We start from the raw sequence: 24,556 nt of genomic DNA on the forward strand, positions 1-24,556 counted from the left end.
ATCCCTGCCGCGAGCTGATGCTTCTCCAGCGGGTGCCGGAAATTCATGATGGTGGTGTCTTCGGGGATAGGAGCGCTGAGCGTCAGGCGAGCAAACTGGCGTATCGACGTGATTTCGTTCAATGCTTCTTCCATGGCCGGATCGCTCAGCGAAAACCAGTTCCGCAGTAGGTGAATACGCAGCATGGTTTCCAGTGGGTACGGCTTGCGACCACCGCCGGCCTTTGGGTAATGCGGCTCGATCAATGTCACCAAACCGCTCCACGGCAACACCTGCTTCATCTCGGCCAGGAAGCGCTCGCGGCGGGTTTGCTTTCGCTTACCGGCGTACTCGAAATCGGAAAAGCTCATCTGACTCATGTGATGGCGGGCTTGTAGAGGGCAGTTGGACGGAGGGCCATTTCAGCACAGGTCAGGCGGCCTGTGCTGACTTGATCGGAGAATCCCTAGCGGAGCCAGTTTGTTACTGAGTGTTATAAGATGTAATTGCGCGGCTTAATTATGATATAACATTGCAATATGGTCAGGCTCAGACCTGCAGTACCGCTTGACCCTGCGATCAGCCGCACCTTCACGCCTGCAGTTCAGGAGCCTCCATGAGATTCACCTCGGCCTCCATTGCCGTAGTCACGGCATTGGTAACCCCAGACGTCCTTGCCGATCAGGCTGGCAACTCAACGATCATCCTCGGCGAAGTGAACATCACGCAGAAAGCCGGCGTGGCACTAAGCACGGAAAATGTACTCACCTCAGTCGACGTCATGGGCGGTGACCAGGTTGAGGACAAGAACGTGATGAATAGCTGGCAACTACTAGGCCAGATGCCAGGTATTCAACTGACCGAGACGGGGCAGGGGGCTGAGTCGGGCAAGGCCACTTTCCGAGCCTTCAATGGCGAGGGCTACATTAACGGCATCAAGACACTGATTGATGGGGTGCCGAGCAATGTAAACAGCGGCAACCAGCGTTTCATCGACATGATTTTCCCGCTGGAAATCGATTACATAGAGGTAGTGCGCGGCACCAACGATCCGCGTTACGGCCTGCACAACATCGGCGGCAACATCAACTTTGCGACACGTCAGGGCGGTAACTATGCAGACAGCCGTCTGACTTACGGCAGCTTCGATACCCGTGAAGTGCAAATTGCCCTCGGCCACGAGGAAGGTAACTTTGCGCAGAACTACATGTTGGCCAAACAGGACACCAACGGTTCACGCGATCACAGCAACTCCAACAAGTATTCCCTGGGTGGCAAGTGGTTCCTCAGCAATGATGAGCAAAATTTCCGCATAGGTGCCATTGCACGTCTGTACCATCAACAAGCGGACGAAGGCGGGTTCCTCACCCGCGAAGAGTTGCATGCCAGCCGTACCGATTCACCCGCCAAGAATGACAATGATCGCAGTGATAGGGACATGAAGCAGTTGAGTCTGCACATGGATTGGCAACTGCGCGATGATCTGAACCTCAGCAGCAAGTTGTATTACAACAGCTACAATGATGACCGCTCCATCACCTTCACCAGTTACGAGCCCGGCAACGGGCCGCGTCAGCGTCGCTTCTGGGATGAGCAGCAGCGCGGGATGCTCAGTAACCTGACCTGGCGTGTGAATGACCTGTTGACCCTGGATGGCGGCATCAACTATGAAGAACAGCATAACGCGTACGAGCGCAGGCGCTTCAACTTCAGCGTACCCACCAACTTCGATGCGCCGCCAGCGCGCGTTCAAAACGATGACCACTACACGCTTCGTAACCTGGGTGGTTACGTACAGGCGGTTATCCAGCCAAGTGACTCGTTGAAGATCATCCCGGCGATGCGCGTTGACAAGTTCAGTGGCAACACCAACATCTCAAGCACCAACAATGGTGTGACCGTGAGTGCCAAGGGGCATTTGCAGGACTACGGCTGGATCGAGCAACCCAAACTCAGTGTGGTGTACAGCGTTAATGATGATATCGACGTCTACGCCAACTGGGGGCGTACGTTCCAGGTGCTGACTGGCAATGCAAACCCTGCATACCTCGTCAATGGCGCCGGTTCCTATAATCCGTCGATCAACACGGGCAAGGAAGTGGGGTTGAAATTTCGGCCTGCCGAGGGCACCGAGGCACGCGTTGCCGTTTGGCAGCAGGACGCTACCGACGAGGTAGCGAACATGCCAGCCATCGATTCGACCGTTGGCTTGGGTGAAACTCGGCGTCGCGGTATCGATATGCAGTTCACGTCACGTTTGAACGATCAATGGACAGTGTGGGGTTTCCACGCAATCCAGGAAGCAAAAGTGATGAAGGGCAACGATGCGAACAGCAACTCCCTCAAGGGCAAAGAAGTATTTTCGACGCCGCGTTACATCAGTAACCTGGGTGTGGAATATCGTATGAACGACGATTGGCGCTTCGGCATGCAGGCGCGTGCACAGGGCGACTATTACATTGACTCGAACAACGAAGCGGGCAAGTTTGGTGGTTTTGCCGTGCTCGATGCGAACGTCAGCTATCGAATCAGTGCTTCTACGAGCGTGGATCTGCAGGTCAAGAACCTGACGGATCGCGAATACGAATACGTCTGGTACGATAACTTCTGGTGGCCAGCTGGCGAAGAGCAACCTATGTTCTCACCGGCACCCGGTCGGTCTGCGTTCGTTTCACTCAACATGAAGCTGTGACCCGTATGGACTCATTCACCTGGCAGGTATGAGGGCGTCAGTCCTGCCGACAGATCAGCCATGCGTCAAGCATGCGGCGGCCTCCAAAGTAAGTCAGGATGCCGTTGCAGTCGGCGTGCTTGAATGCCATCAAAGCCTTCAGAATGACCATTTCTGGGTCCAGCCAGCCATGATCGATCACGGCCTTGAGCATCGAGTATTCACCGCTGACTTGATAGGCGAACGTCAGCACGGCGAGGGTGGCCTTGATCCGCTGAATGATGTCCAAGTAAGGCGTGTCGGGCTTGAACATCACCATATCGGCGCCTTCCTGCAGGTCCAGCGCCACTTTGCGAAGGGCCTCGTCGCTGTTGACTGGGGCCATCTGGTATCATGGCCGGCGGGTCACTGGTAGCTCATGGTGAAGGTCAGCAGTGAGTTCGCGGTGCCAGGCTGCACCGGGCTGGATATCTGGTAGTACGAGGCCCTCAGCGGGATGCTGTAAGTGCCGCCTGTGGTTTTGTTGTAGTTGGTCAAGGTGAGTGGCGTATTGTACTTCAGTGGGCTGCCGTTGCCGTCTTTCAGTTGTACGCCGATACCTGCTGCGGACGAGTCGGCGGATAGCGCTATCACGCCGTTGCTGCCGTCGAGTACGCCCGTGGGAGGGGTGAACTGGTACTGGATGGCGTTCAAGCCGGCCGGGCAGGCACTGATGTCGACGTTGAAGGCAACGGCGGGCGTGGTCGAGCCGACTCCGGTGAATTCCGATTGTTTGTGGGAGCCGAGGTCGACGTCGACATCTGCGGTCCGGCAGGCAGCAACGTTGATGGTGGTGCTGCTGACCAGAAATGACTTGCGGCCATTTTGCGCAATGTCATAAGGGCCAAACTTCGCGGGCGCGCTGATCAGTGCTGCCTCGAGCATTACCCCGCCCGTGACAGTACCGGCCCGTATGGTGCCGGTCTTCACCAGAGCCATTTGCACTTGTCCACCATTGTTATTGATGGTCGAGTGGGATGTAATGTTGGTGGCGTTGCCTTGCCAGGGAGATGCTAGAAAACTGGACGCTGTACCCAGGTCACCCCAAGAGAGCCATGCAATTTGGTTTGCATAGGCTCTTACCCCGATCGCGATACCGATGCCGGGCACGTTGGTGTTCCAAACTGTATAAGCTACGCCAGTAGGGCCGGTTACAGTCAAGCCTGACTTGGTCATGGACAACGGCTGGAAGGCTGTTCCGTAATACCAGCCGGGCGCCGCGACCAAGTTCGTCTTGCATTGGAAGAAGCTCGGGTTCGCGACCGAAACGATCCACTGGGTTAGCAACGTGCCATTGGCGATATCGCGAGTTACGGTAATCGCAGTGGGCATTTTGATCTGTAGCGTTTCTGCTTGCAGCGTGCAATCGAGGGCAAGTGCGGCGGATGAGCTGCTGACGAGTGTGGCGAGTACGATGCTTTTGACCCAGCATGCGTGACTTTTGCTATGCGGCATAAAGGCAATGCTGAGCCCTACCGTAGTTATTTTCACTCGTCTCACTTTTGCGTACATACCGCCTCCGTAGTGGTCCATCGTAATTCGCTCGTTTCATCTACTGTAGGCAGCTCATAGGGCAGCGAACAGCCCTCGGTAGCCGAGTCGCCCCATGTCGCGTGCAAGGTGCCTTTAACGGTCTGCAAACCGCGCAGCACGATACGGCCCCCTTGTGCGACAGTGCCCACGTGTTGGCCTGCGGCATCCTTCACTTCGGCACCAAAAGGCAGCGGATGGCCGCTGGCCTGGCTGGCGCGCATGATCACCGAACGCCCACCGCCAGAGGTCTCGAACCTCAGGCGAACGACTGCGCCGGCTGTGGGGGCCACATGTTGGATGCTGGAGTCGAGTTCTACGCTCATCGGCAAGCCTTTCGGGTCGATCTCCACCTGATTGGTCGAGAACGGTGTGAGGCCCGATACCAAGGCGCGGCCGAATGGGTCGATACGCAGGCCGCTGCCGGACGTGACGCGGGCACCGCTGGCGTTCTCGGCTTCGACGATTGCCACAGTTTCGCCCATGGTCGGGGTGAAGGCGACGCCGTCGGCATAGACCACCACACCGCCGGAAATACCGCCACCATACTGGGTGGAACTAGTGTTTTTCGAGGCGTTGGTGGTAATGGTGGCGTAGGGGGATTTGTAGGAAAGGTTGCCCCCCAGGCTTTGGGTCGTGTCCATGTCGTTGCCACTGCTACGCCCGGCGCTAAGGCTGTAGGCCAGGGCGTTGTCCACGCCCTTGGTGCCGCTGATCGACTGTTGCAATTGGGTTGAGCCGCGACTGTCGCGCTGCAGGCCGCTGGAGGCGTACAGCGTGCGTGAGCCGAAGCTCAGGGGGATCGACAGATTGAGCATATAACGGCTATCCCAGCGCTTCTGCGTGACATCGTACTGGCGTGATGCCGACACCCCATAGTTCAGGCGCTTGAAGTGATTGTTGTAACCCACTTGAAACTGCGTGTCGTTGTCGGATCGGTTCCAGTAGTTGACGGTTGAGCCGGACAGGTAGAGCGAGCCCCATCCTTGTGCCAGCCCCTGGTTCAGGGTGACCTGAAACTGTCCGCGACGAATCGACGAACCGAGTAGGCCGTTGATTCCCCCTTCCTGCGTATCGCGCAGCAACATGGCTTCCGACAGCCCCAGGTAGCCTCGGCTCGAGTAGCGGTAGGCCGCCACGGTGATATTGGTGTGGGTCGGATTGATCAGCTTGCTGTAAGAAAGCTTGGCGCTCTGGCCATTACGCGTACCGAGGTTCGCAAGTTCAGCCCTGGCGGCACTCAAATCCAGGGCGAACGCGCCGAGCCGGGTATTGAGTGCCGTGCCGATGACGCCGGATTGGTAGCCGCTCGCGCTCGTGACGCCGGCGTAGCCGGTGAGCAGGTTGCTGAATCCATGGCGAGCGGTGCCCTGCAGCAGGGTGGGCTCACTCGACAGCAGGGGGCTGCGGTACTGACCAGCCGTCAGGCCGAAGCGGGTGACGCCGGGGCGCAGCGAATCGACAGCGGCGGCGTAGGGCACCTTGAAACTGTGCTCACGGCCGTCTGCCTCGGTGACTTTGACGTCGAGATCGCCCCCGTAGCCCGTTGGGTAGAGGTCGTCGATCTCGAAGGGGCCGGTGGCGACATTGGTGCTGTAAATGAGGTTGCCGTTCTGGCTGACCTGTACTAATGCGTTGCTGTTGGCGATACCGCGTATGGTCGGTGCGTAACCCCGTTGAGACTGCGGGGACATGCGTTCATCGCTGGCGATCTGCAGGCCGCGAAAGCCGACGCTGTCAAACATCAGGCCGTCGGTGAAGCCGTCACCCAGTACGAGCCGGGCTTGCCAGGGGGCGATTGAGCGCTGCAGGTTGGTCTGCACGCTTTGATAGTCACGACCGTTCTGGGTGTTGTAGGTGTAGTTACCGTTGTGACGCAGGCGCCACGAACCGAGATTGAGGCCGGTATTCAAACCCAGGTGAGCCTGTGTCGTGGCGCCTCCTTCGTAGTTGGTGCGGTAAGCATTGCCGTTATACGACAGTAGTGCTGCGGGAATGCCTTCATCCCAGTAGCGTGGGTGTACGTAGCCACGCGCCTCTCTGCTCATTGAGGCTTGGGGGATGCTGATGTCGAGCTTTTGCTCGCCATTGTCGAAGCGTGCGAAGGCTTCCGGAATCAGGGTCGCAATAGGCAGGCAGGCTTGTGTCTCGGCGGTCAGCCGCTCTGCAGCATCCGGCGAAAGTTTCATGAGGTCGGCACCGACCTGCTGTAGCAGGTCGCGATCAAAGCACGGCTGCACATCGTGTGTACCACCCGGTATTTGGCGTAGCGTGATCTGCGCCCGTCCGACCCAGTTACCGTTCACGATCAGGTCGGCACGATACCCACCCGGCAGGGCTACGTTGTCCTTCTCGAAGCGGCTGATGTCCACCGCTGCGCGCCCTGATTGGCGCAGGAACTGTTCGTTGAACTGTACGCTGGCGACTTGCAAGTTGTCAGAGGGGTTCCCCAGGGCGTTCGTCGAGGCGAACAACGACAGGACGAGCAGGCGGCGTGGCACTTTCTTGCCGTCGGCCTGTGTTAGTTTGGCTGCACGTAAAAACACGATGAGCGTACCAAGGCATGGGCAAGCTCACGCCTGTGCTTTCAGTGTGAGCAGGGGGGCTTGCGGTTGTATGGGGGTGCAATGCTGAGGCGCAAAACCGGTTGGCAATCAGGGCGCGAGGGGGGTCTCAGCGGTAACGGCCCCGCCGTAATCATTAAGCGAGGTGTAGCGCACACGGGCATCTGCAGTAGCCGACAACGCCCCTTCCAGGCTGAACCTCTGGGTTTCTCCAGGCGCGAGCATGCCGCCTGCATCGAAGGTGGCGCTGTGCTCGCCTGACAGCACCTCGACCTCTGTGAGCGATACATAAAAGGCTGTGGGGTTGTGAGCCTCGATGCTGAGTGCGCTGCCTACCGATATCAGTTTCCAGGTGAGCAGGGCTGGCGCCTCGGCCGCCGTGCCCTCAAGACCCTTCGGCCGATAGAACAGCTTAATGCGCGAGCGGAAGGCGAAGTGGATACGGTTCGTTCCGGCTCCGGAAGCATCGGGTTTGGGAGGGATTTCCAGGACATTGAGCCAGAACACAGACTCGCGCCCCTGCGACATTGCTTCGCCTGTGTGAACGATACGCAGCGTTTGTGCGTTGCTCGGCTCGATGCGCGATATCGGAGGAGTTAGGGTGAACGGTACGTCGATGTTGGTTGGGGCGCTATGCACGTCGCCGTTGTCGACCCAGGACTGCACCAAGGCTGGCCTGTTACCTTCGTTGGACAGTCTAAGGGTCATTTCGGGCTCTCCAGCAGCGTAGATCACACGGGTGCTGCCGATTACCACCGAGGCATTAACGGATGCCGTGAATAGGCCCGTCCAGGCAACGCACAGAGCGGTAGCCAAATAGTTGAGTCGCTTCATGGTCGTGATCGAGACAGGAGGAGTAGGGGACGGAAAAGGGCGAGCCGGATGCCGCCCTGTCCGTGGTGACGGATTACTGATACGTCAGGGTGTACATTACGTTCGAGTTCGCTACTCCAGGCGTTGCTTGGCCAGTGGCGTAGTACTCGGCAAAGAATGGCAGCGTGGCTGAACCATTGCTGATCGCCACCGGGAGCGAGTTTTGCGAGGCTTCAGACTGGCCGATCCGAATGGAATTGAGGTCGCTGTTGAGCAGGCTAATCTGAACGTTCTGCGCACCGCCGGGCTCTAGCGTCAGTCTGCCGGTGCTGGTGTCCACGTTAGGGCCCTGCTCGAAATGGACGCGTACTTTACCGGACTCTGGGGTGCAGCCAGTCAGTGCAATATTGAAGGGGGTACGCCCAGCGGTTTCGCCTTCAGCAGCCAGTACACTTGTCGAAACGGTCGGCAGTGTTACCGTGAAGTCCTCGGCACTGCCGTTACCGCTGATGATGCAGGTCTGCGCGGTTACTTCACCGTTGAAGGTGATTTGACCATCAGCGGCAGCAGCGAGTTGTGAGGCCATGGCCACGCCGACGAGCAACAGGGAAGAAATAAGCTTGGTATGCATATTGGTGGTTCTCAAATGCTTGGTAGTTCTAAAGGCTGGCAGCGACGTGCGGGCACTGCCATCTTGGCCCAAGGCCTCAGAGTGATGGCTGTGTTCGCGGCATTGCTCTGCGCTTGACAGGGTTTTTACAGCTTAAGCGGCGCCATGCGGATGGCATATAGGACTGCTCTGAAAGCGTCTCTGGGCGCTTCAGTCAGCCAACCACTCTGCGTGCATAGAGATTCAAGACAACTGCCAGATAGTGCCATTTGCCCTGCGCCCAGAGATAAAGGCGATAAGGATGTATGGCGGGGAGGACAATCAACAGCGCCGTAAATGAGTTACGCCACTTCCAGGGACACGTTCCTGAGGGTTTCCGGCCTCCTCCCCAATTTCCCCACTGGCTTTCCAGCGCTCGGTTCGCGCGTCTGAGCGCGTTACTAACATGATGAAAACGCCGCTACTCTATGTATTCCGGATGGTTATACAAGACGAAAACATTTCTATTATTAATTTATAGAGGGCCTCCCTAGACTCAGCAAAACATCCTGCTCAGGAGGTCGCTGTGTCTAATTTTTTAATCCGGCACTATATCGCTGGGGCTTTCATCGAAAGCAGCCGTAGATTCGAGAATATCTCGCCTGTCAATGGCGCCATGTTGGGCCAGGTGTGTGAGGCTGGCGAAGATGAAGTTAATGCTGCCGTCGAAGCCGCGGCGCTCGCTCAGTCCGGGCCGTGGAGTCGGTTCAGTACTACCCAGCGAGCAGATCTGCTAGAGCGGATCGCCGAAGGCATCGAGCGTCGATTCGAAGACTTCGTCGCTGCTGAAGTCGCTGATACCGGTCGACCAGTACATCAGGCGCGCAGTCTGGATGTTGCACGGGGTGTGCAGAACTTCCGTACCTTCGCGGATCTGGTACGTCAAGGTGGTAGCGAGCTCTTTGAAATGCGCACCGGCGATGGCACGGATGTTTTCAGTTATACCGTGCGTAAGCCCCACGGCGTGGTTGCCGTCATCTCGCCATGGAATCTGCCGCTGTTGCTACTGACCTGGAAAGTCGCGCCGGCGTTGGCCTGTGGTAATTCCGTGGTGGTCAAGCCGTCGGAAGATACGCCTTCCAGTGCCACGCTGCTGGCCGAGGTCATGCACGAGGCCGGTGTACCCCCGGGGGTATTCAACCTTGTGCATGGATTCGGCCCAGGCTCTGCTGGAGAGTTTCTTACCCGCCACCCCGGCGTTGATGCCATCACTTTTACCGGTGAGTCGCGCACCGGCTCAACCATCATGCGCGCTGCTGCCGAGGGCGTACGTGAGGTGTCTTTTGAGTTGGGGGGCAAAAATGCTGCAGTCGTTTTCGCAGATTGTGACTTTGACGCGGCAGTTGCTGGTGTGCTGCGTTCCAGTTTCACCAACTCTGGCCAGGTTTGCCTGTGCACTGAGCGGGTGTACGTCGAGCGGTCCATCTACGAGCGCTTTGTCGCGGCGCTCAGAGCAGGTGCCGAGAAGCTGAAAATCGGTTATCCCGACGAGGACGGTGTGAACATGGGGTCGCTGATTTCCCATAAGCACCGCGACAAGGTTTTGAGCTACTTCCAGTTGGCGCTGAAAGAGGGCGCAACAGTGGTCAGTGGTGGAGGTGTGCCGGAGTTCGGCGACGAGCGCGACCGGGGGGCTTTTGTTCAGCCTACTATCTGGACCGGGCTCTCCGATGACGCTCGCTGCATTCGTGAAGAAGTGTTCGGCCCGGTTTGCCATATCGCGCCCTTCGATAGCGATGAGGAAGTGCTGCGGCGCGTCAATGACTCAGCTTACGGCCTGGCCGCCTCGCTATGGACCCGCGATCTAAAGCGGGCTCACCGTTTCTCTCGGCGTATCCATGTTGGCATGGTGTGGGTCAATACCTGGTTCCTGCGTGATTTGCGTACGCCCTTTGGTGGTGCGCGCTTGTCTGGACTTGGCCGCGAAGGAGGGCGCCACTCGCTGGATTTCTATTCCGAGCTCACCACCATTTGTGTCAATCCGTAAGGACAGGAGAACGCCATGCATCCAGCAATCGCCGAAGCAGCAGCGTGTTTACGCCAGGCTCGGGAACAGGGCAGGCCCTGTACGCCAGTACGCGATCTCATCGAGCGTGCGGCCGCCGAGCAAGAGCAACACCCGCTAGAGCAGGCTTACGCCGTGCAGCAGTACAACAACGCCGCCGACATTGCCGCGGGCTGGAATCCGGTAGGTCACAAGATTGGATTGACCTCCAAGGTTGTCCAGCGCCAGTTGGGGGTGGATCAGCCAGACTTCGGTCGGCTGTTCGCTCAGATGGCGCGAGGTGACGGTGAGCCTATCCGCTGGAGTGACTGCCAGCAGCCCAAGGTGGAAGCAGAGATCGCTCTGGTTCTGGAGCGTGATCTGTGCCATGAGCGCCACACCTTGGCCGACATCATCCGTGCTACCGCCTTCGCCCTACCGGCCATCGAAATTGTCGGTAGTCGCATAGCTAATTGGGACATCGGTTTGCTCGACACGGTCGCCGACAATGCCTCGTCCGGGCTGTTCGTTCTCGGCAGTCAGCCGGTGCCCTTGGGACAATTCGACTTGGTCAATTGTGGCATGCGCTTGTGTTTGCGCGGCGAACCCGTATCGGTCGGAGCCGGCGCAGCCTGTCTGGAAAGCCCACTGAATGCGGCGGTGTGGCTGGCCAATACCATGGTCCGTCTCGGTGAGCCACTGCGTGCTGGTGACGTAGTGTTGACCGGTGCCCTTGGGCCGATGGTGCCGGTCAGCCCGGGTGATGTCTTTACCGCTGAAATTCAGGGCTTGGGCCGCGTCACTGCAGCCTTTGCTCAAGCCCAGTAAGGAGGCCAGAATGGGCCAGAAACGCAAAGTCGCTATTATCGGCTCCGGCAACATCGGCACCGACCTGATGATCAAGATCCTGCGCCACGCCAAGCACCTGGAAATGGCCGCGATGGTTGGTATCGACCTGGCTTCCGACGGTCTGGCCCGCGCCGCCCGTCTGGGCGTTGCTACCACCCACGAAGGCGTGCAAGGCCTGATTTGCCTGCCTGTGTTCCACGACATCGATTTCGTTTTCGATGCCACCAGTGCCGGTGCCCATGTGAAGAACGACGCCTTTCTGCGTGAGCACAAGGCCGACCTGCGCGTGATCGACCTGACCCCGGCGGCCATCGGGCCGTACTGCGTGCCCGTAGTCAACCTGGAGCAGCACCTGAAGGCGACCAACGTCAACATGGTCACCTGCGGTGGCCAGGCCACCATCCCTATGGTCGCGGCGGTGTCCCGCGTAGCCAAGGTGCACTATGCCGAGATCATAGCCTCGATCGCCAGCAAGTCCGCAGGTCCTGGTACCCGCGCCAACATCGACGAATTCACCGAGACCACCAGCAAGGCCATCGAAGTGATCGGTGGTGCGGCCAAGGGCAAGGCGATCATCATCATGAACCCAGCCGAGCCGCCGGTGATGATGCGCGACACGGTGTATGTGCTGAGCGAGACCGCCGACAGACAACGGATAGCAGCGAGCATCGAAGAGATGGCCGCCGCGGTGCAGGCCTACGTGCCCGGTTACCGCCTCAAGCAACAGGTGCAGTTCGAAGAAGTGCGCGAACTCAAGTTGCCGGGGCAAGGGGTCTTCACCGGCCTCAAGACATCAGTGTTCCTCGAAGTCGAAGGCGCGGCCCATTACCTGCCGGCCTACGCCGGCAATCTCGACATCATGACCTCCGCCGCGCTGGCCACCGCCGAGCGCATGGCGCAAGCAATGGGGGCCTCGGCATGAACGGCAAGAAACTCTACATATCTGACGTGACCCTGCGCGATGGCATGCATGCCATCCGCCATCAATATTCGCTGGACGACGTGCGCACCATCGCCAGCGCTTTAGATCGGGCCAAGGTCGACTCCATCGAAGTCGCCCACGGCGATGGCCTGCAGGGTTCGAGCTTCAACTACGGCTTTGGTGCGCACACCGACCTCGAATGGATCGAAGCAGCTAGCGACGCGGTCAGCCACGCCAAGATCGCTACACTGCTGCTGCCAGGCATTGGCACCCTCCACGACCTGAAGAACGCGTACGACGCCGGTGCCCGAATCGTGCGTGTGGCTACCCACTGCACCGAAGCGGACGTCTCACGCCAGCACATCGAGTATGCCCGCGAACTGGGCATGGATACCGTGGGCTTCCTGATGATGAGCCACATGCAAACGCCTGAAGGGCTGGCGCAGCAGGCCAGGCTGATGGAGAGCTACGGCGCCACCTGCATCTATGTGGTGGACTCGGGCGGGGCAATGAACATGGACGACATTCGCGCGCGTTTCCGTGCGGTGAAGGCTGTGCTCGACCCGGCTACTTCGACCGGCATCCATGCCCACCACAATCTCAGCCTGAGCGTGGCCAACTCCATTGCCGCAGTGGAGGAGGGTTGCGACCGTATCGACGCCAGCCTTGCCGGTATGGGCGCTGGTGCAGGCAACGCGCCGTTGGAGGTGTTCATTGCCGCTGCCGACAAGCTCGGCTGGAACCACGGCACTGACCTGTACGCGCTTATGGATGCCGCCGACGACCTGGTGCGTCCGCTGCAGGATCGACCGGTGCGGGTCGACCGGGAAACCCTGGCGCTGGGTTATGCCGGGGTCTACTCGAGTTTCCTGCGTCATGCCGAGGTCGCGGCTGCCCTCTACGGCATCAAGGCGGTGGACATCCTTGTCGAACTGGGCAGGCGGCGCATGGTGGGTGGCCAGGAAGACATGATCGTTGACGTCGCACTCGACCTATTGAAGCCATCGCTGGAGAGCCGTCCATGAGTACCGATATCGCTCGTATTGCCGAAGCCCTTGACTGCGCTGCGCGAGGAGCTGAACCACTGGCACAGTTTAGTCACAGCGCCCCCTTTTCTCTGGATGACGCCTACCGTATTCAGCGCGCCTCCATGCAGCGTCGTTATGCTGATGGTGAGCACTGCATTGGCATCAAGCTGGGTTTCACCAGCCGCGCGAAGATGGTGCAAATGGGGGTCGAGAGCCTGATCTGGGGCTGGCTGAGCAACACCATGGTGGAAGAAGACGGTGGCCTGGTGGACTTAGCTCGCTACATTCACCCACGCGTCGAGCCGGAGGTGTGCTTTCTCACCCGCCGCGCTATCGATTGTCCGCTGACCCTGCTGGAAGCGGCCGACTACGTCGAGGCCGTGGCCCCCGCGCTGGAGATCATCGATTCTCGCTACCAGGCGTTCAAGTTCAGCCTGGAGGATGTGGTGGCGGACAACTGCTCCTCGGCGGGCCTTACCGTCGGACCCTGGTCGCGGAATTTCTCCGGGCTGGACAACGCAGGTGTAGTGCTGCGCCTGGATGGCCGTGTGGCTCAGGCTGGTTCCACTGCCGCCATCCTCGGCAATCCGCTTCGCAGTCTGGTGCAAGCCTCGCGCCTGCTTCACGCGGCCGATCTCGAACTGCCCGCCGGCAGCCTGGTGCTGGCAGGTGCCGCCTGCGCTGCGGTGGCTTTGCAGCCAGGCGTGCATGTCAGTGTCGATGTCCAGGGGCTGGGGCAGAGCAGCTTTCGCGTTCTTGGTGATAACGGAGGTGTCAGCCATGAGTGATGGCAAGGCTACGGTAGTCGCTGGCAAGGCCACACCGCGCGGGCGCTTCCCGCATATCAAGCGCGCTGGCGACTTTCTCTTCGTCTCGGGTACCAGCTCACGGCGCCCGGACAACAGCTTCGTAGGTGTCGAGGTGGATGCCATGGGCACCACCAATCTGAACATTCGGGCCCAGACCCGCGCCGTGATCGAGAACATTCGCGACATCCTTGCCACTGAAGGAGCAAGCCTTTCAGACGTGGTGGAGATCAGCAGCTTCCTCGTCGATATGAACGACTTTGGCGGATACAACGAAACCTACGCCGAGTACTTCGACGAAAGCGGCCCAACCCGCACCACCGTGAGCGTTCACCAGTTACCACACCCACATTTACGAATCGAGATCAAGGCAATAGCGTACGCGCCGCGTCATCGCTGAACCGCTCGGAGATAATAACAATGGATAAGCATCACTTCAGCGCACCCTTTAACTTTCATCGTTGGATCGACGAGCATGAACATTTACTCAGGCCGCCGGTAAGTAATCAGCAGATTTGGCAGGGCAGTGATTACATGGTCACCGTGGTCGGTGGACCTAATCAGCGTACCGACTTCCATGACGATCCGGTGGAGGAGTTCTTCTACCAGTTCAAGGGCAACGCTTACTTGAACATTTGGAACCAGGGTCGCTATGAACGAGTTGACCTCAAGGAAGGGGACATTTACTTGATGGCCCCACACGTCATCCATTCGCCGCAGCGACCTGAGCCCGGCAGTCTGTGCCTGGTAGTGGAGCATCGCCGCCCGGAGGGGCAGTTCGATGCCCTGCAATGGTTCTGTGCGCACTGCGGCACCCTGATTCGACGCTACGAAATGAGGCTGAAGAGCATCGTTACCGATCTTCCACCAGTTTACGACCAGTTCTACACCACCTCCGACGAAGAGCGTCGTTGCCCTGGCTGCGGCGAAATCCACCCAGGTCGAGACTGGCAGACTTGGCACAAGACCCTGAGTGAGGTTCACGGCTTATGAAAATCGATATCCATTCGCACTTCTTTCCGCGCATAACTCAGGCCGAAGCCGAACGCCTGAATCCTCAACGTGGCCCTTGGCTGCACTCCGCTGGGCGTCAGGGACATATCATGATCGGTGATAAGCCGTTCCGCCCTGTGCATGATGTGCTCTGGGATCCGCTTCGGCGAATTGAGTATTTGGATGAGCAGGGTCTGGACGTCCAAGTGATGTGCGCTACCCCGGTGATGTTTGGCTACGACCAAGCCATCGAGCAGGCGCTGCCGTGGGCGCAACTGATGAACGATCGTGCCCTGGACATGACAGCCATAGCTCCAGATCGCCTCAAAGTGTTGGCCCAGGTACCGCTGCAAGATATCGATGCGGCCTGCCGCGAGGCTAGTCGGGCAAAGGACTGCGGTCACATCGGCGTGCAAATTGGCAATCATGTGGGTAACCACGACCTCGACGAGGCGGGCTTGGTTACCTTCCTGCAGCACTGTGCGGTGGAAAACATCCCGTTGCTGGTGCACCCGTGGGACATGATGGGCCGCGAGCGCATGAAAAAATGGATGTTGCCCTGGCTGGTCGCGATGCCGGCGGAAACCCAATTGGGCATTCTGTCGCTGATTCTTTCTGGTGCTTTCGAGCGATTGCCACAATCGCTACGTATCTGCTTCGCTCATGGCGGCGGCGGCTTCGCCTTCCTCTTGGGACGGGTCGATAACGCCTGGCGCCATAGGGATATTGTCCGCGAGGATTGTCCGCAATTACCGTCCAGTTATGTCAAACGCTTCTTCGTCGATTCGGCCGTTTTTGATCCGGGAGCGCTACGTTTGCTCGTGGATGTGATGGGGGCAGATCGAGTCATGCTCGGATCCGATGCACCCTTCCCGCTGGGCGAACAGTCCATTGGCGCAGGTGTGCTGGAACATCCCCTGCTTGGTGAACAGGATAAGGCGCGTATCTGCGCGGGCAACGCTCGGGACTTCTTTGGCATGTGACCGTCCACGGAATCGACCCAACATGTCTTTGGCAAGCCGACAAGATCTATAAAAGGAGGCTTCATGAATGGTAATACCCTAACCCCCAGCGCGATTATCGATAATAGTCCACTGTCCATGCTGCAGATAAGAGTTTTGTTGTTGTGTTTTGTGGTGGTGGTTCTGGATGGTTTCGACACCGCGGCCATAGGTTATGTCGCCCCAGAACTCATTCGTGTCTGGGATATTGACCGCAGTGCACTGTCTCCAGTGTTTGCAGCTGGCCTGTTCGGCATGCTGGTCGGGAGCGTCGCCGTCGGTCCGCTCGCTGACCGTTTTGGTCGCAAGCTGGCACTAATGGCCAGTCTGCTACTGGTGGCACTAGGTACGTTGGCCTGCTGCTTGGCACAGACCCTGGAAGTGCTTACAGTGCTGCGCTTCATCACCGGCCTGGGGCTGGGGGGGGTGTTGCCTAACGCTATCACTCTTTGCTCGGAATATTCTCCGGCGCGGCGACGTATGTTGTTGGTGACGCTGAGTTACTCCGGCTTTACGTTGGGCTTGGCATTAGGTGGATGGCTAGCTGGCGTGTTGTTGCCCCTAGTAGGTTGGAGTGGGTTATTAATGTTGGGCGGTTTTGCTCCGTTGCTGTTACTGCCGTTACTGATGTGGCTATTACCTGAGTCCACCTGCTTTTTGGCGAGTAATCCGAAGTGTACTGCCCAGCTTAAAGAAATTCTTTCACGTATCAGCGGTCGACAAGATTTGGCTGGTATTACTTTTGTAAGCGACGTAAAACCCCGCCACCATCAGTCGCCAGCCAGAGCACTGTTCAGCGAAGGACGAACGCTACGCACGCTGATGCTGTGGTTGACCTTTTTCTGCTGCCTGTTCGTTTTTTACTTGCTCACCAGTTGGCTGCCCACCATCCTGCGTGACAGCGGGTATAGTGTGCAGGAAACCTCACAAATCGCAGCGATGATCCCTTTTGGTGGGGTAATCGGCGGGATTGTCATGGCTCTGGTGATGGATCGCTTCGGAGCACCGCGTGTATTGATGCTTCTGTGCCTCTTCGCTGCATTGTCGCTGGGGTTGACCGGGATGCAGCTTACTAACGGCATTGCACTATTGCTGATGGTCTTTGCCGTTGGATTCACCCTGACCGGTGCGCTCAATAACCTGAGTATTCTTTCTGCCACTTTGTACCCTACATACGTCCGAGCGACGGGCGTGGGTTGGGCGCTGAGCGCAGGGCGTGCGGGCTCTATCATTGGTTCAATGCTGGGCGGTTGGTTGTTCGACAGCGCGGGGGGGCTACAAATGTTCTTTGCATGGCTTGCCGTCCCGACGCTACTCGCCGCTTTGGCTCTATTAGTCATGAGTAAGCGAATCAGCAATGCTGAGCCACAAGGCGAAGCTACCTAGGGTCTGTATGAAAAGCCTTGAGACGAAGGTCAGGCAAGGCGAAAACAGCCGAGGAACGGCCGGGGTCGCGCTCGACTTTACGGGTTGTAAATGAGCATTCCGAGGCTGTTTTCAACGCAGCATCACCGAGTATCAAGGTTTTTCATACAGAGCCTAAACAAATCATTTATTTGGTACTTGTGAATAGCTTGATATGATTCTTGTTGGAGAGGCTTGTCTAGGTGTTTTACAATGCCATTGCATTGGCAGGTGAAACAGCTAAGCCAAATAATGGCTCGCTCGAGGTGAAAGTTATTAGCTGCTCTCGAAAGTGTGAGTTGTCAATGTTTTTATTTGTTGCACGCTAATTATTCAAGTCGTGGCGGTTTCTTTGTTGGAGTAGGCTGCCTAGCAAACTAACTGCATGCGTATTCAAGGCTTCCTTATGTCGAAGATTACCCTTGCTCAAAAAGCACCATTGCTGCTAGAAAGCGAATTTAGCACTCTATCTAGAGTGCTATTTGAGAGTTTTCATGTTGCCATTTGTTATCGAAGAAGTTTGAGCGGCGCTTGAGGAGTCCCGTGCGTTAAGGCCGGTGGCGTCGCGCCGGGTGTAGGACTACCGCTTTCTCGATGATACCAGTGAACGCACTGATCCCTTCGAAAGTCTTCGTTGTCACAGGTTATCCGAGTCAGCATGGCTGAAATTTTGCGGCGAACTGAGCTATCGCGCCGACACCGTCGATAATCCCTTCTACGGTTTTCACGGCGTTGACCGGAATAATTATCTACAGCGGCGATTTCAGATTCATGCGGATTTGCATTTGACTGATGGTGCCTTGTGTACTTTCGTTCAGTTGGAGGACACCTGCAGTTGTGGAAAGGCCTTGCCGATTCCAACAGGCGAGAGTCAGAGTGAAGTTCATCAGGCCTTCATGGATAATAATTGGCTTGGGGGCGGGGCGCCTCTCTGCGCGTTTTTTAAGCCAGGAAATAGCCTTTGCTTCAATGAGTTTTTAAGCTATCGCGACACTCCAAATATGCGCTATAACTTCGATGGTATCCGAATTTCGTGGGCTCGTAGAGATGGTGCGCGAGCGGATACTTTTGCTGTCCATCCGGTAACTATACAGTCGGGGGCGTTCAGCGATGGTTCTGATTCAAAAAAACTATTCTCCGTTATGTATGTGTCGCTGCCAACGACGGGAACCGGAGGAATTGATTTCTACGGTTATTCGATGGATAACGAGCATCGGAGTTTAGGTGGGGGGGAGAGTGGGGATGAGCAGCGTTACACCTTCGGGGCAAGATGGTACGGTGATCAGCAAGGTTGGCGCAGGAGCATGGATCTGGCGGCACAACATGGCGAGATGGGTGATATACGCATTAGTGCCTGGGCTGTTTCCAGTGAGTGGGGGTATGGCTGGAATAAGAAAGGCAGTCCACTGCTGATGATGCGTTTCGATATTGCTAGCGGTGACAAGCAACCAGGTAAGGGTAGGCTAGAAGCTTTCGATCCGCTGTTTTCGTGCAGCCAAGTTTACGGCGAGGCGGGTTTGACAACATTGCCAAACGCGATGATTGTTGGTTCGGTCTTCAGCTATTCGCTACACCCAAAAGTTCATATTGAGCCTGCTGTTTTAGGTGTGCGGAAGCAGAGTCAGGATGATTCTGTTTACGCCCCGTCGCTGACCCCGGTTCAGGGAACCGAAGGTACTGCGAGGCGTGTGGGTATAATTTACAAGACGAGGGTTAACTGGCGAGTGAGTAGCAACCTGACGGTGCATGGCGATGTACTATGGTTTGACGTCGGGCCTGCTCTCCAAAGCGCTGGGGGCGACAACAGTGCGTTTTTCTCACTGCGTGATATATTTCGTTTTTAGGGCCTGAGTCAGGTCGCTCTAGTTAAACCTAAGAAACAGTCGAGGTGAGTCATGAGGTCAAGTGTATTGACGGTCTCGCGTAAGCTGAAGTTCTATCAGCTGGTCATATTGGACCAGGTGGTACAGAGCGGTTCGCTGGTGCGTGCGGCCCAAGTTCTGAATATGACTCAACCTTCGGTAACTAAGGTTATCCATGAGATCGAGTCGTACTTCTCTGCCCCTTTATTGGTACGTAGCAATCGGGGAGTTCGCTTGACGGAGTTAGGTGAGCTTGTGCTGCGTAGAGCCCGCACAATGCTTGCGGAGCTGAGGGCTTTGACCGATGAAGTGGATGCTTATAAGGAAGGGATCTCTGGCCATGTTGTAGTGGGTACGTTGATTTCAGCATCCACGTCGCTGTTGCCCCTGGCTCTGCGACTGCTTAAGGAGCGAGCACCGCAGGTGCTGGTATCGATACGGATCGGTCAATTTGATCAGTTGTTACCCGCATTGGTTGTTGGTGAAGTGGATCTCGTAATCGGGCGAGTCCCTGACGATTGGCGGGGGCGGGAAGAGACTCGTACTTTAAGTGTTGACCAGCTTTACGATGAGCGTTTGTCGATCGTCGGCGGAACAAGACACCCGCTACACGAACAGGCAGTGTTGGACTTGGCCGACTTGCACTCCTATCCTTGGATTTTGCCTCCGCCGGGTTCGTTGTTGCGGCGTACAGTCAATGGGCTTTTCGCCGATGCTAATTTAGCGCTGCCAACAAATGTGATCGAATCGTTGTCTGTACTTACCAACGTGGCGTTGATGCAGGATCAGAAGACTGTGGGTTTGCTCCCTTCAGAAACAGCCCGGCAATTGTCTGGTCATGGCGGAATTCGGAGCTTTAACGTCTGCACGCCCCTGCATTTCGGCGGGATTGGTTGTTTCTATGCCAATAGCCGTAATCTAGGGCCTGCCGCAAAGCTGTTTAGGGAGTGTACGCAACTTGCCAGTGAGCGGCATGTCATTCCCGACTGACCTTCGACACACGGCAGGCCAAGTGGAAAGGTGCAGCGCGTTTCTGGAGCTTAGCAGCCTCTTCAGATCCGGACAGGTCACCTAACCTGAGATGAAACAGCCCCTCCGGTCATATAGCCTTGCCTTGCACTTGGCTACCGAGTGAGATCAAAGGCCGTTTTTTCTACTGGTATATGGTCAAAGATATCTACAGCCGCAAGCTGGTCATGAATGAAGTCCACGAGGCAGAAAGTGCTGAACATGTCAGCATCCTGCTGGAGCGTGCCTGCCTAAGTGAAAATGTTCGCCCGGATACATTAGTGCTTCATTCAGACAATGGCAGTGTGATTAAAGGCGCGACAATGCTCGCCGCGCTGCGTGACCTTGGTGTTATGCCATCCTTCAGCTGCCCGCGGGTCAGCAACGACAATGCCTATGCCGAGGCTCTATTTCGTACGGCCAAATATTGCTGACCGTGGCCCAGCTTGCCTTTTGGATCGCTCGATGAAGCTCGCATGTGGGTAATGCGGTTTGTTACCTGGTACAACAATGAACAGCGTCATAGCACGCTCAAATACGTTACCCCTTCACAGCGACACCAAGGTCAAGATGGCAGCTTCGCTGCGGCAGCGTGAGCAGCTATACGAAGCAGCGCGGCGTCAGAATCCAGGACGATGACTCGAGATGTCCGTAACTGGAAGTTGCCTAGCCATGTGTATCTGAATCGCGAGCGAGATCCAGAGCAAAAGCGAACCGGTTGGACCAGGCACGACAACTACCTTGACGCGCACCGTAATCCTAAAAAGAAAATAGGTGTCCTGGTTTCAGTGGGCTCGCCCAGTTTGATTTCAGTGGCTTGACTTAGCGGAGTGTAGTTAACGAAATAAAATTTTGGTGGTAACCTAGGCTGCGCAGTGGCGACCCATTAGGTGCGGAGCTCTCTGGGGGCTAAAATTTACACTAGGCTGTACTGATGTTGGATAGATTTCGACCGTCTAATAGGCCGGTTAGTGTAGTGATCTTCTAGATTTTAGTGCAGGTCATGTTTTTTGAGCTAAAAGTAGATTCTATCTTTTAGCATTGTATGCTCAAGGAGTGGACGAATGCTGAAATGGGTAGTCACGGTGTGCTCGGTATTTCCGCTGATCTGGTCGTCTCAAGTAGCATCTCAGCTGTTGAGTCTCACCGAGGAGGAACGTGCTTGGATTGAGACGCATCCGATTGTTCGCATGCATGTCCCCTCGGATTTCAAACCTTTCCATTACATTGAAGATGGTCATGTCAAGGGGCTGGCCTCTGAGTACGTCTCCTTCATTGAAACTGAAACTGGCCTGCGCATTGAGCCAGTTCTTGCAAGTGGTTTAAGACAGGAGCGTATCGAACAGTTTGAGCGTGGTGAGGTTGACATGACGGCAGCCGTGGTTTCGCGCCAATTGCCAGAGTCGCTTCGTGCGCGAGCCCTATTTACAGATCCTTATTATGCTACTAGCACTCTTGTGATCGCACGTAGGAATGGCCCGGCTGTGTTCGATTTGCGGCGATTGGAGGGGCATGTGGTTGCTGTCAAAAGTGAGTATGGCCATGAAAGCTATATAAAGGCCCATTTTCCTGCTATAAAAGTTTTGAGCGTAAAAAGCTTAGAGGATGCCTTGGAAGCCGTTGTGGATGGGCGTGCTGAGTTTGCTATGGATGCCGCTCCGTTGCTACTTTCTTATCTAAGAAATAACTACGACGATGTGCTTGATGTCGCGGGCGTAATTTCGAGTTTGCCCGTGGAGATATCTATGGGCGTTCAGGCTGATTTACCCCTGCTCTACAGTATTATCACCAAGGCGCTGGCATCTTTGACCGCCGAGCAGACCGATGAGATGGTCCAGCATCACATCGATTCGGTCAGCAGTGTGAGGCCGTCGATTGGTGTGTTGCTACGCTATTACTGGCTCTACATTACTTTAGTGTTAATTACCCTGGCGCTTGTAGTGGGGTTGGCACTTCATGCTCGGCGGCAAAGGCATCGGGCGTTGCGTAGTGAAAAAGAAAAAACGATGTTCTTGGCTGTTCTTAGTCACGAGATACGCTCTCCTATGAATGCAATACTTGCGTCCATGGAATTACTGATGCAGCACGCCTCACTAACCTCCGAGTCTAAGCGCTTGCTTACCTTGGCCTCTAGTGGGGCAGAGAACTTGCTGTATCTGTTGAATGACGTCCTTGATATTTCTAAACTTGAGGCCGGGCGATTGCAACTGGATTCAAGTCCTGTAGACATCGTCCAGGTGACGCGTTCAATTGTGGATCTTTTGGCGTTAAAGGCGAATAAAGGTGTCAATTTCAACATGCAGGTAGAGTCCCGGATTCAATGGCGCCTTATGCTGGATCCGCATCGTGTCGGGCAAATTTTGCATAATATCATCTCCAATGCTCTAAAATTCACAGATCATGGTCATGTGACAGTGAGACTTAGCCTGGAAGTGGGTAGGTATTCGGAGCGCCGTCATTTGTTAATAATTCATGTCGAGGATACGGGAGTTGGTATAGATTCTGCTGCGTTGCAGAATTTGTTTCGTCCTTACTCCCAGGCTTCAGCAGGCATAGCAAGAAAGTTCGGAGGTTCCGGGTTAGGGCTCACAATTTGCGGGCAGTTAGTGAATTTGATGGAGGGCTCGATTGAGCTAGAAAGCAAACTAGGTAAAGGAACCTCTGTTACGATAAAGTTGCCTTGTGATGAATATGTTGGCCCTGAGCCGGTTAGCTGCTCTCAAGCCTCTCTGCAACCATCGCGCCCTGGTTTCCAGGCTGGCAAGTTAAAGCCCGAAGTACTGTTGGTCGAGGACACGCTCGCCAATCAGGCCGTTCTACAATCGCAATTGGATGCGTTAGGTTGTTGTACAGAACTTGCATGCACTGGTGAGGATGCATTGCTTGCACTTAATCGAGGCCACTATGACATCATACTCCTGGACTGTGGTCTGCCGGGTATTTCCGGTTATGAAGTCGCACGCCGGTGGCGCGCAGTAGAGCAGTCGAGTGGGCGCATGCAGACCCCTATTGTAGCGATCTCTGCCTCAAGTGATGATGCTCATACCCTGGCCTGCTTTGAGTCTGGTATGGATGGCGTGCTAAAAAAGCCGATCAGTCTGGGTAAGTTAAGGGACATGCTTCAGCTCTGGACTAGCTTGGCGGAGGCTGTTGGCAATGATCTTCAGGCATTACCTGTTTTTGATCCGCGAGCGGTTATGGCGGAGATATGGGAGGACGTCAGTGTCCTACGTGATGCAATTTATTCGCAGCATACCGACGAGATGATTCATTGCATACATAGGCTGACCGGTGCATTTGCTGTATTGCAAGAGCCGGATCTGGCATCGTTAGTGATGTCTATGGGGGAAGACATTAAGCAAGGTTTTTACAATGGACTTTGCGTTGATCTTGAGGATTTTGAGCGTCTACTGAAAGATTATGAGCGGACGCTGCTGACTTAGGGGTTGTATGAAAAGCCTTGAGACGAAGGTCAGGCAAGGCGAAAACAGCCGAGGAACGGCCGGGGTCGCGCTCGACTTTACGGGTTGTAAATGAGCATTCCGACCGGGCTGGCGCACCAGGCTGTTTTCAACGCAGCATCACCGAGTATCAAGGTTTTTCATACAGAGCCTAGGAGATTGCCCTCGAACACTTTGGCCCCGAGCTACTGCTCGAGATCGTCGCGGAGCTGTGGGGCACTTTTGATTGCCCGGAGCATGCAACGGTTGATCATCTGTCCACGGCTACGTTGGGCCACTAAGTGTTGAATATACTGAACATTGCCCAAGGCAGAGCCGGAGCGTTCGTACCTCTGCGTGATGCAGTGCCTGGCACTGTCACGCTGTATTCTCGACACGCCAGTGATTTGGCCGATGGCCTCGTGGCCCGACTGCCGATGAACCAGCTCACTCACAGGATGAAGGGAGAGCGCATCGATGATGAAATGGGCGTATGGGAGGTTTTCGGGCATGGAAATCATGCCGCGGATTATACCGAATCAGGCGACATATCGAGGCGTCAAAACCTGATGCGGACGGTTGCGCCAGAGGTCGAAGCCATCGAGTAGCCAGTTCAGTTCCTGAACGGTCAGGACAATGGCGACGTCAGTCGGATCGGGTGAAGTTTTGAACCGTTCGGACTCCAGGCGTTTGAGCCAGAGGCAGAAGCCGTTGCGTTCCCAATACAGGATCTTCACGCGGTTGCGCGGTTTGTTGAGGAAGACGAAAAGCACTGGGTCGAACACCGCCACCTTGATATCGAGTTCGACCAGCTCGGCCAGGCCATCGATGGATTTTCGAAAGTCGACGGGCTTGGGGTAGAGGTACACTTTTTCGACTTTGGCGTCGGGTCGCATCATGGTCGGCGAGCTCCAGAAAGAAATCGGGAGCACAGCATCGGGGATCAGGTAAGCGCTTTGAATGTGGGGTTCATGGAGCGCTTACTGTTGATGAAGGCGTACTTCAGCCGCACTC

Annotated in this window: 20 protein-coding genes and 1 pseudogene; 14 read left to right on the top strand and 7 right to left on the bottom strand. The window is 56.2% G+C overall.

Features of this window, described 5'->3' with window-relative positions:
- A partial coding sequence (locus tag HU729_RS18210; RefSeq protein WP_186711144.1) for a transposase occupies positions 1-359 on the bottom strand: 359 nt, incomplete at its 3' end.
- Positions 360-595: 236 nt separating this feature from the next.
- On the opposite strand from HU729_RS18210, the gene HU729_RS18215 reads away from it, so the two are divergent.
- On the top strand, positions 596-2,671 hold the full coding sequence (locus HU729_RS18215; protein ID WP_186711145.1) for a TonB-dependent receptor: 2,076 nt from the start codon (positions 596-598) through the stop codon (positions 2,669-2,671).
- A 37-nt stretch (positions 2,672-2,708) separates the two neighbouring features.
- Here HU729_RS18215 and HU729_RS18220 read toward each other — a convergent pair.
- The 5 genes and pseudogenes from HU729_RS18220 to HU729_RS18240 all read right to left on the bottom strand — a co-directional run.
- Positions 2,709-3,041: pseudogene (locus HU729_RS18220) on the bottom strand (hypothetical protein); the annotation flags it as partial.
- Between the two features lie 14 nt (positions 3,042-3,055).
- Positions 3,056-4,222 carry a fimbrial protein gene (locus HU729_RS18225; RefSeq protein WP_202883560.1) on the bottom strand — a complete coding sequence of 389 codons (1,167 nt, stop codon included), beginning with the start codon at positions 4,220-4,222 and terminating at the stop codon, positions 3,056-3,058.
- Positions 4,186-6,720: a fimbria/pilus outer membrane usher protein gene (locus HU729_RS18230; protein WP_202883561.1), complete on the bottom strand. Its 2,535-nt coding sequence runs from the start codon at positions 6,718-6,720 to the stop codon at positions 4,186-4,188. Before HU729_RS18230 ends, HU729_RS18225 begins: the two co-directional genes overlap by 37 nt.
- Positions 6,721-6,873: 153 nt before the next feature.
- Complete coding sequence (locus tag HU729_RS18235) at positions 6,874-7,617, bottom strand: fimbria/pilus periplasmic chaperone (RefSeq protein ID WP_186711146.1); 744 nt, start codon at positions 7,615-7,617, stop codon at positions 6,874-6,876.
- 73 nt (positions 7,618-7,690) lie between these two features.
- A complete protein-coding gene (locus HU729_RS18240; protein WP_186711147.1) occupies positions 7,691-8,227 on the bottom strand; it encodes a fimbrial protein in 537 nt (178 codons plus the stop codon).
- Between the two features lie 544 nt (positions 8,228-8,771).
- Between HU729_RS18240 and HU729_RS18245 the strand changes: the two genes are divergently transcribed.
- The 13 genes from HU729_RS18245 (at position 8,772) to HU729_RS18310 (ending at position 23,545) form a co-directional block, all read left to right on the top strand.
- A complete protein-coding gene (locus tag HU729_RS18245) occupies positions 8,772-10,232 on the top strand; it encodes a 2-hydroxymuconic semialdehyde dehydrogenase (RefSeq protein ID WP_186711148.1) in 1,461 nt (486 codons plus the stop codon).
- Positions 10,233-10,247: 15 nt separating this feature from the next.
- A complete protein-coding gene (locus HU729_RS18250) occupies positions 10,248-11,057 on the top strand; it encodes a fumarylacetoacetate hydrolase family protein (protein ID WP_186711149.1) in 810 nt (269 codons plus the stop codon).
- A gap of 10 nt (positions 11,058-11,067) precedes the next feature.
- Positions 11,068-12,000 (top strand): acetaldehyde dehydrogenase (acetylating), encoded by a 933-nt coding sequence (locus HU729_RS18255; protein ID WP_186711150.1) that lies wholly within the window; start codon positions 11,068-11,070, stop codon positions 11,998-12,000.
- Positions 11,997-13,025, top strand: coding sequence for a 4-hydroxy-2-oxovalerate aldolase (gene mhpE / locus HU729_RS18260; protein WP_186711151.1), 1,029 nt, complete (start codon positions 11,997-11,999; stop codon positions 13,023-13,025). Before HU729_RS18255 ends, mhpE begins: the two co-directional genes overlap by 4 nt.
- Entirely contained in the window at positions 13,022-13,816 is a 795-nt protein-coding gene (locus HU729_RS18265; protein ID WP_186711152.1) for a fumarylacetoacetate hydrolase family protein, read from the top strand. Before mhpE ends, HU729_RS18265 begins: the two co-directional genes overlap by 4 nt.
- The gene (locus tag HU729_RS18270; RefSeq protein ID WP_186711153.1) at positions 13,809-14,234 is read left to right on the top strand and encodes a RidA family protein; all 426 of its coding nucleotides are present in this window, start codon (positions 13,809-13,811) and stop codon (positions 14,232-14,234) included. The genes HU729_RS18265 and HU729_RS18270 overlap by 8 nt, the downstream gene beginning before the upstream one ends.
- Positions 14,235-14,254: 20 nt before the next feature.
- Positions 14,255-14,827 (top strand): 3-hydroxyanthranilate 3,4-dioxygenase, encoded by a 573-nt coding sequence (locus tag HU729_RS18275; protein WP_186711154.1) that lies wholly within the window; start codon positions 14,255-14,257, stop codon positions 14,825-14,827.
- On the top strand, positions 14,824-15,810 hold the full coding sequence (locus HU729_RS18280; protein WP_186711155.1) for an amidohydrolase family protein: 987 nt from the start codon (positions 14,824-14,826) through the stop codon (positions 15,808-15,810). The genes HU729_RS18275 and HU729_RS18280 overlap by 4 nt, the downstream gene beginning before the upstream one ends.
- Positions 15,811-15,873: 63 nt before the next feature.
- The gene (locus HU729_RS18285; protein WP_186711156.1) at positions 15,874-17,214 is read left to right on the top strand and encodes an MFS transporter; all 1,341 of its coding nucleotides are present in this window, start codon (positions 15,874-15,876) and stop codon (positions 17,212-17,214) included.
- A gap of 680 nt (positions 17,215-17,894) precedes the next feature.
- A complete protein-coding gene (locus HU729_RS18290) occupies positions 17,895-19,076 on the top strand; it encodes an alginate export family protein (protein ID WP_186711163.1) in 1,182 nt (393 codons plus the stop codon).
- Positions 19,077-19,127: 51 nt separating this feature from the next.
- Positions 19,128-20,084 carry a LysR family transcriptional regulator gene (locus HU729_RS18295; RefSeq protein ID WP_186711157.1) on the top strand — a complete coding sequence of 319 codons (957 nt, stop codon included), beginning with the start codon at positions 19,128-19,130 and terminating at the stop codon, positions 20,082-20,084.
- A 119-nt stretch (positions 20,085-20,203) separates the two neighbouring features.
- The gene (locus HU729_RS18300; RefSeq protein WP_186711158.1) at positions 20,204-20,536 is read left to right on the top strand and encodes a DDE-type integrase/transposase/recombinase; all 333 of its coding nucleotides are present in this window, start codon (positions 20,204-20,206) and stop codon (positions 20,534-20,536) included.
- Between the two features lie 630 nt (positions 20,537-21,166).
- Positions 21,167-23,545 (top strand): transporter substrate-binding domain-containing protein, encoded by a 2,379-nt coding sequence (locus tag HU729_RS18310; protein ID WP_186711160.1) that lies wholly within the window; start codon positions 21,167-21,169, stop codon positions 23,543-23,545.
- Positions 23,546-24,081: 536 nt separating this feature from the next.
- Here HU729_RS18310 and tnpB read toward each other — a convergent pair.
- Positions 24,082-24,441, bottom strand: coding sequence for an IS66 family insertion sequence element accessory protein TnpB (tnpB, locus tag HU729_RS18315; protein WP_238348399.1), 360 nt, complete (start codon positions 24,439-24,441; stop codon positions 24,082-24,084).
- Positions 24,442-24,556: the final 115 nt, after the last annotated feature.

This window comes from Pseudomonas sp. RW10S2 (genome assembly GCF_014268985.1).
GTDB lineage: Bacteria > Pseudomonadota > Gammaproteobacteria > Pseudomonadales > Pseudomonadaceae > Aquipseudomonas > Aquipseudomonas wayambapalatensis.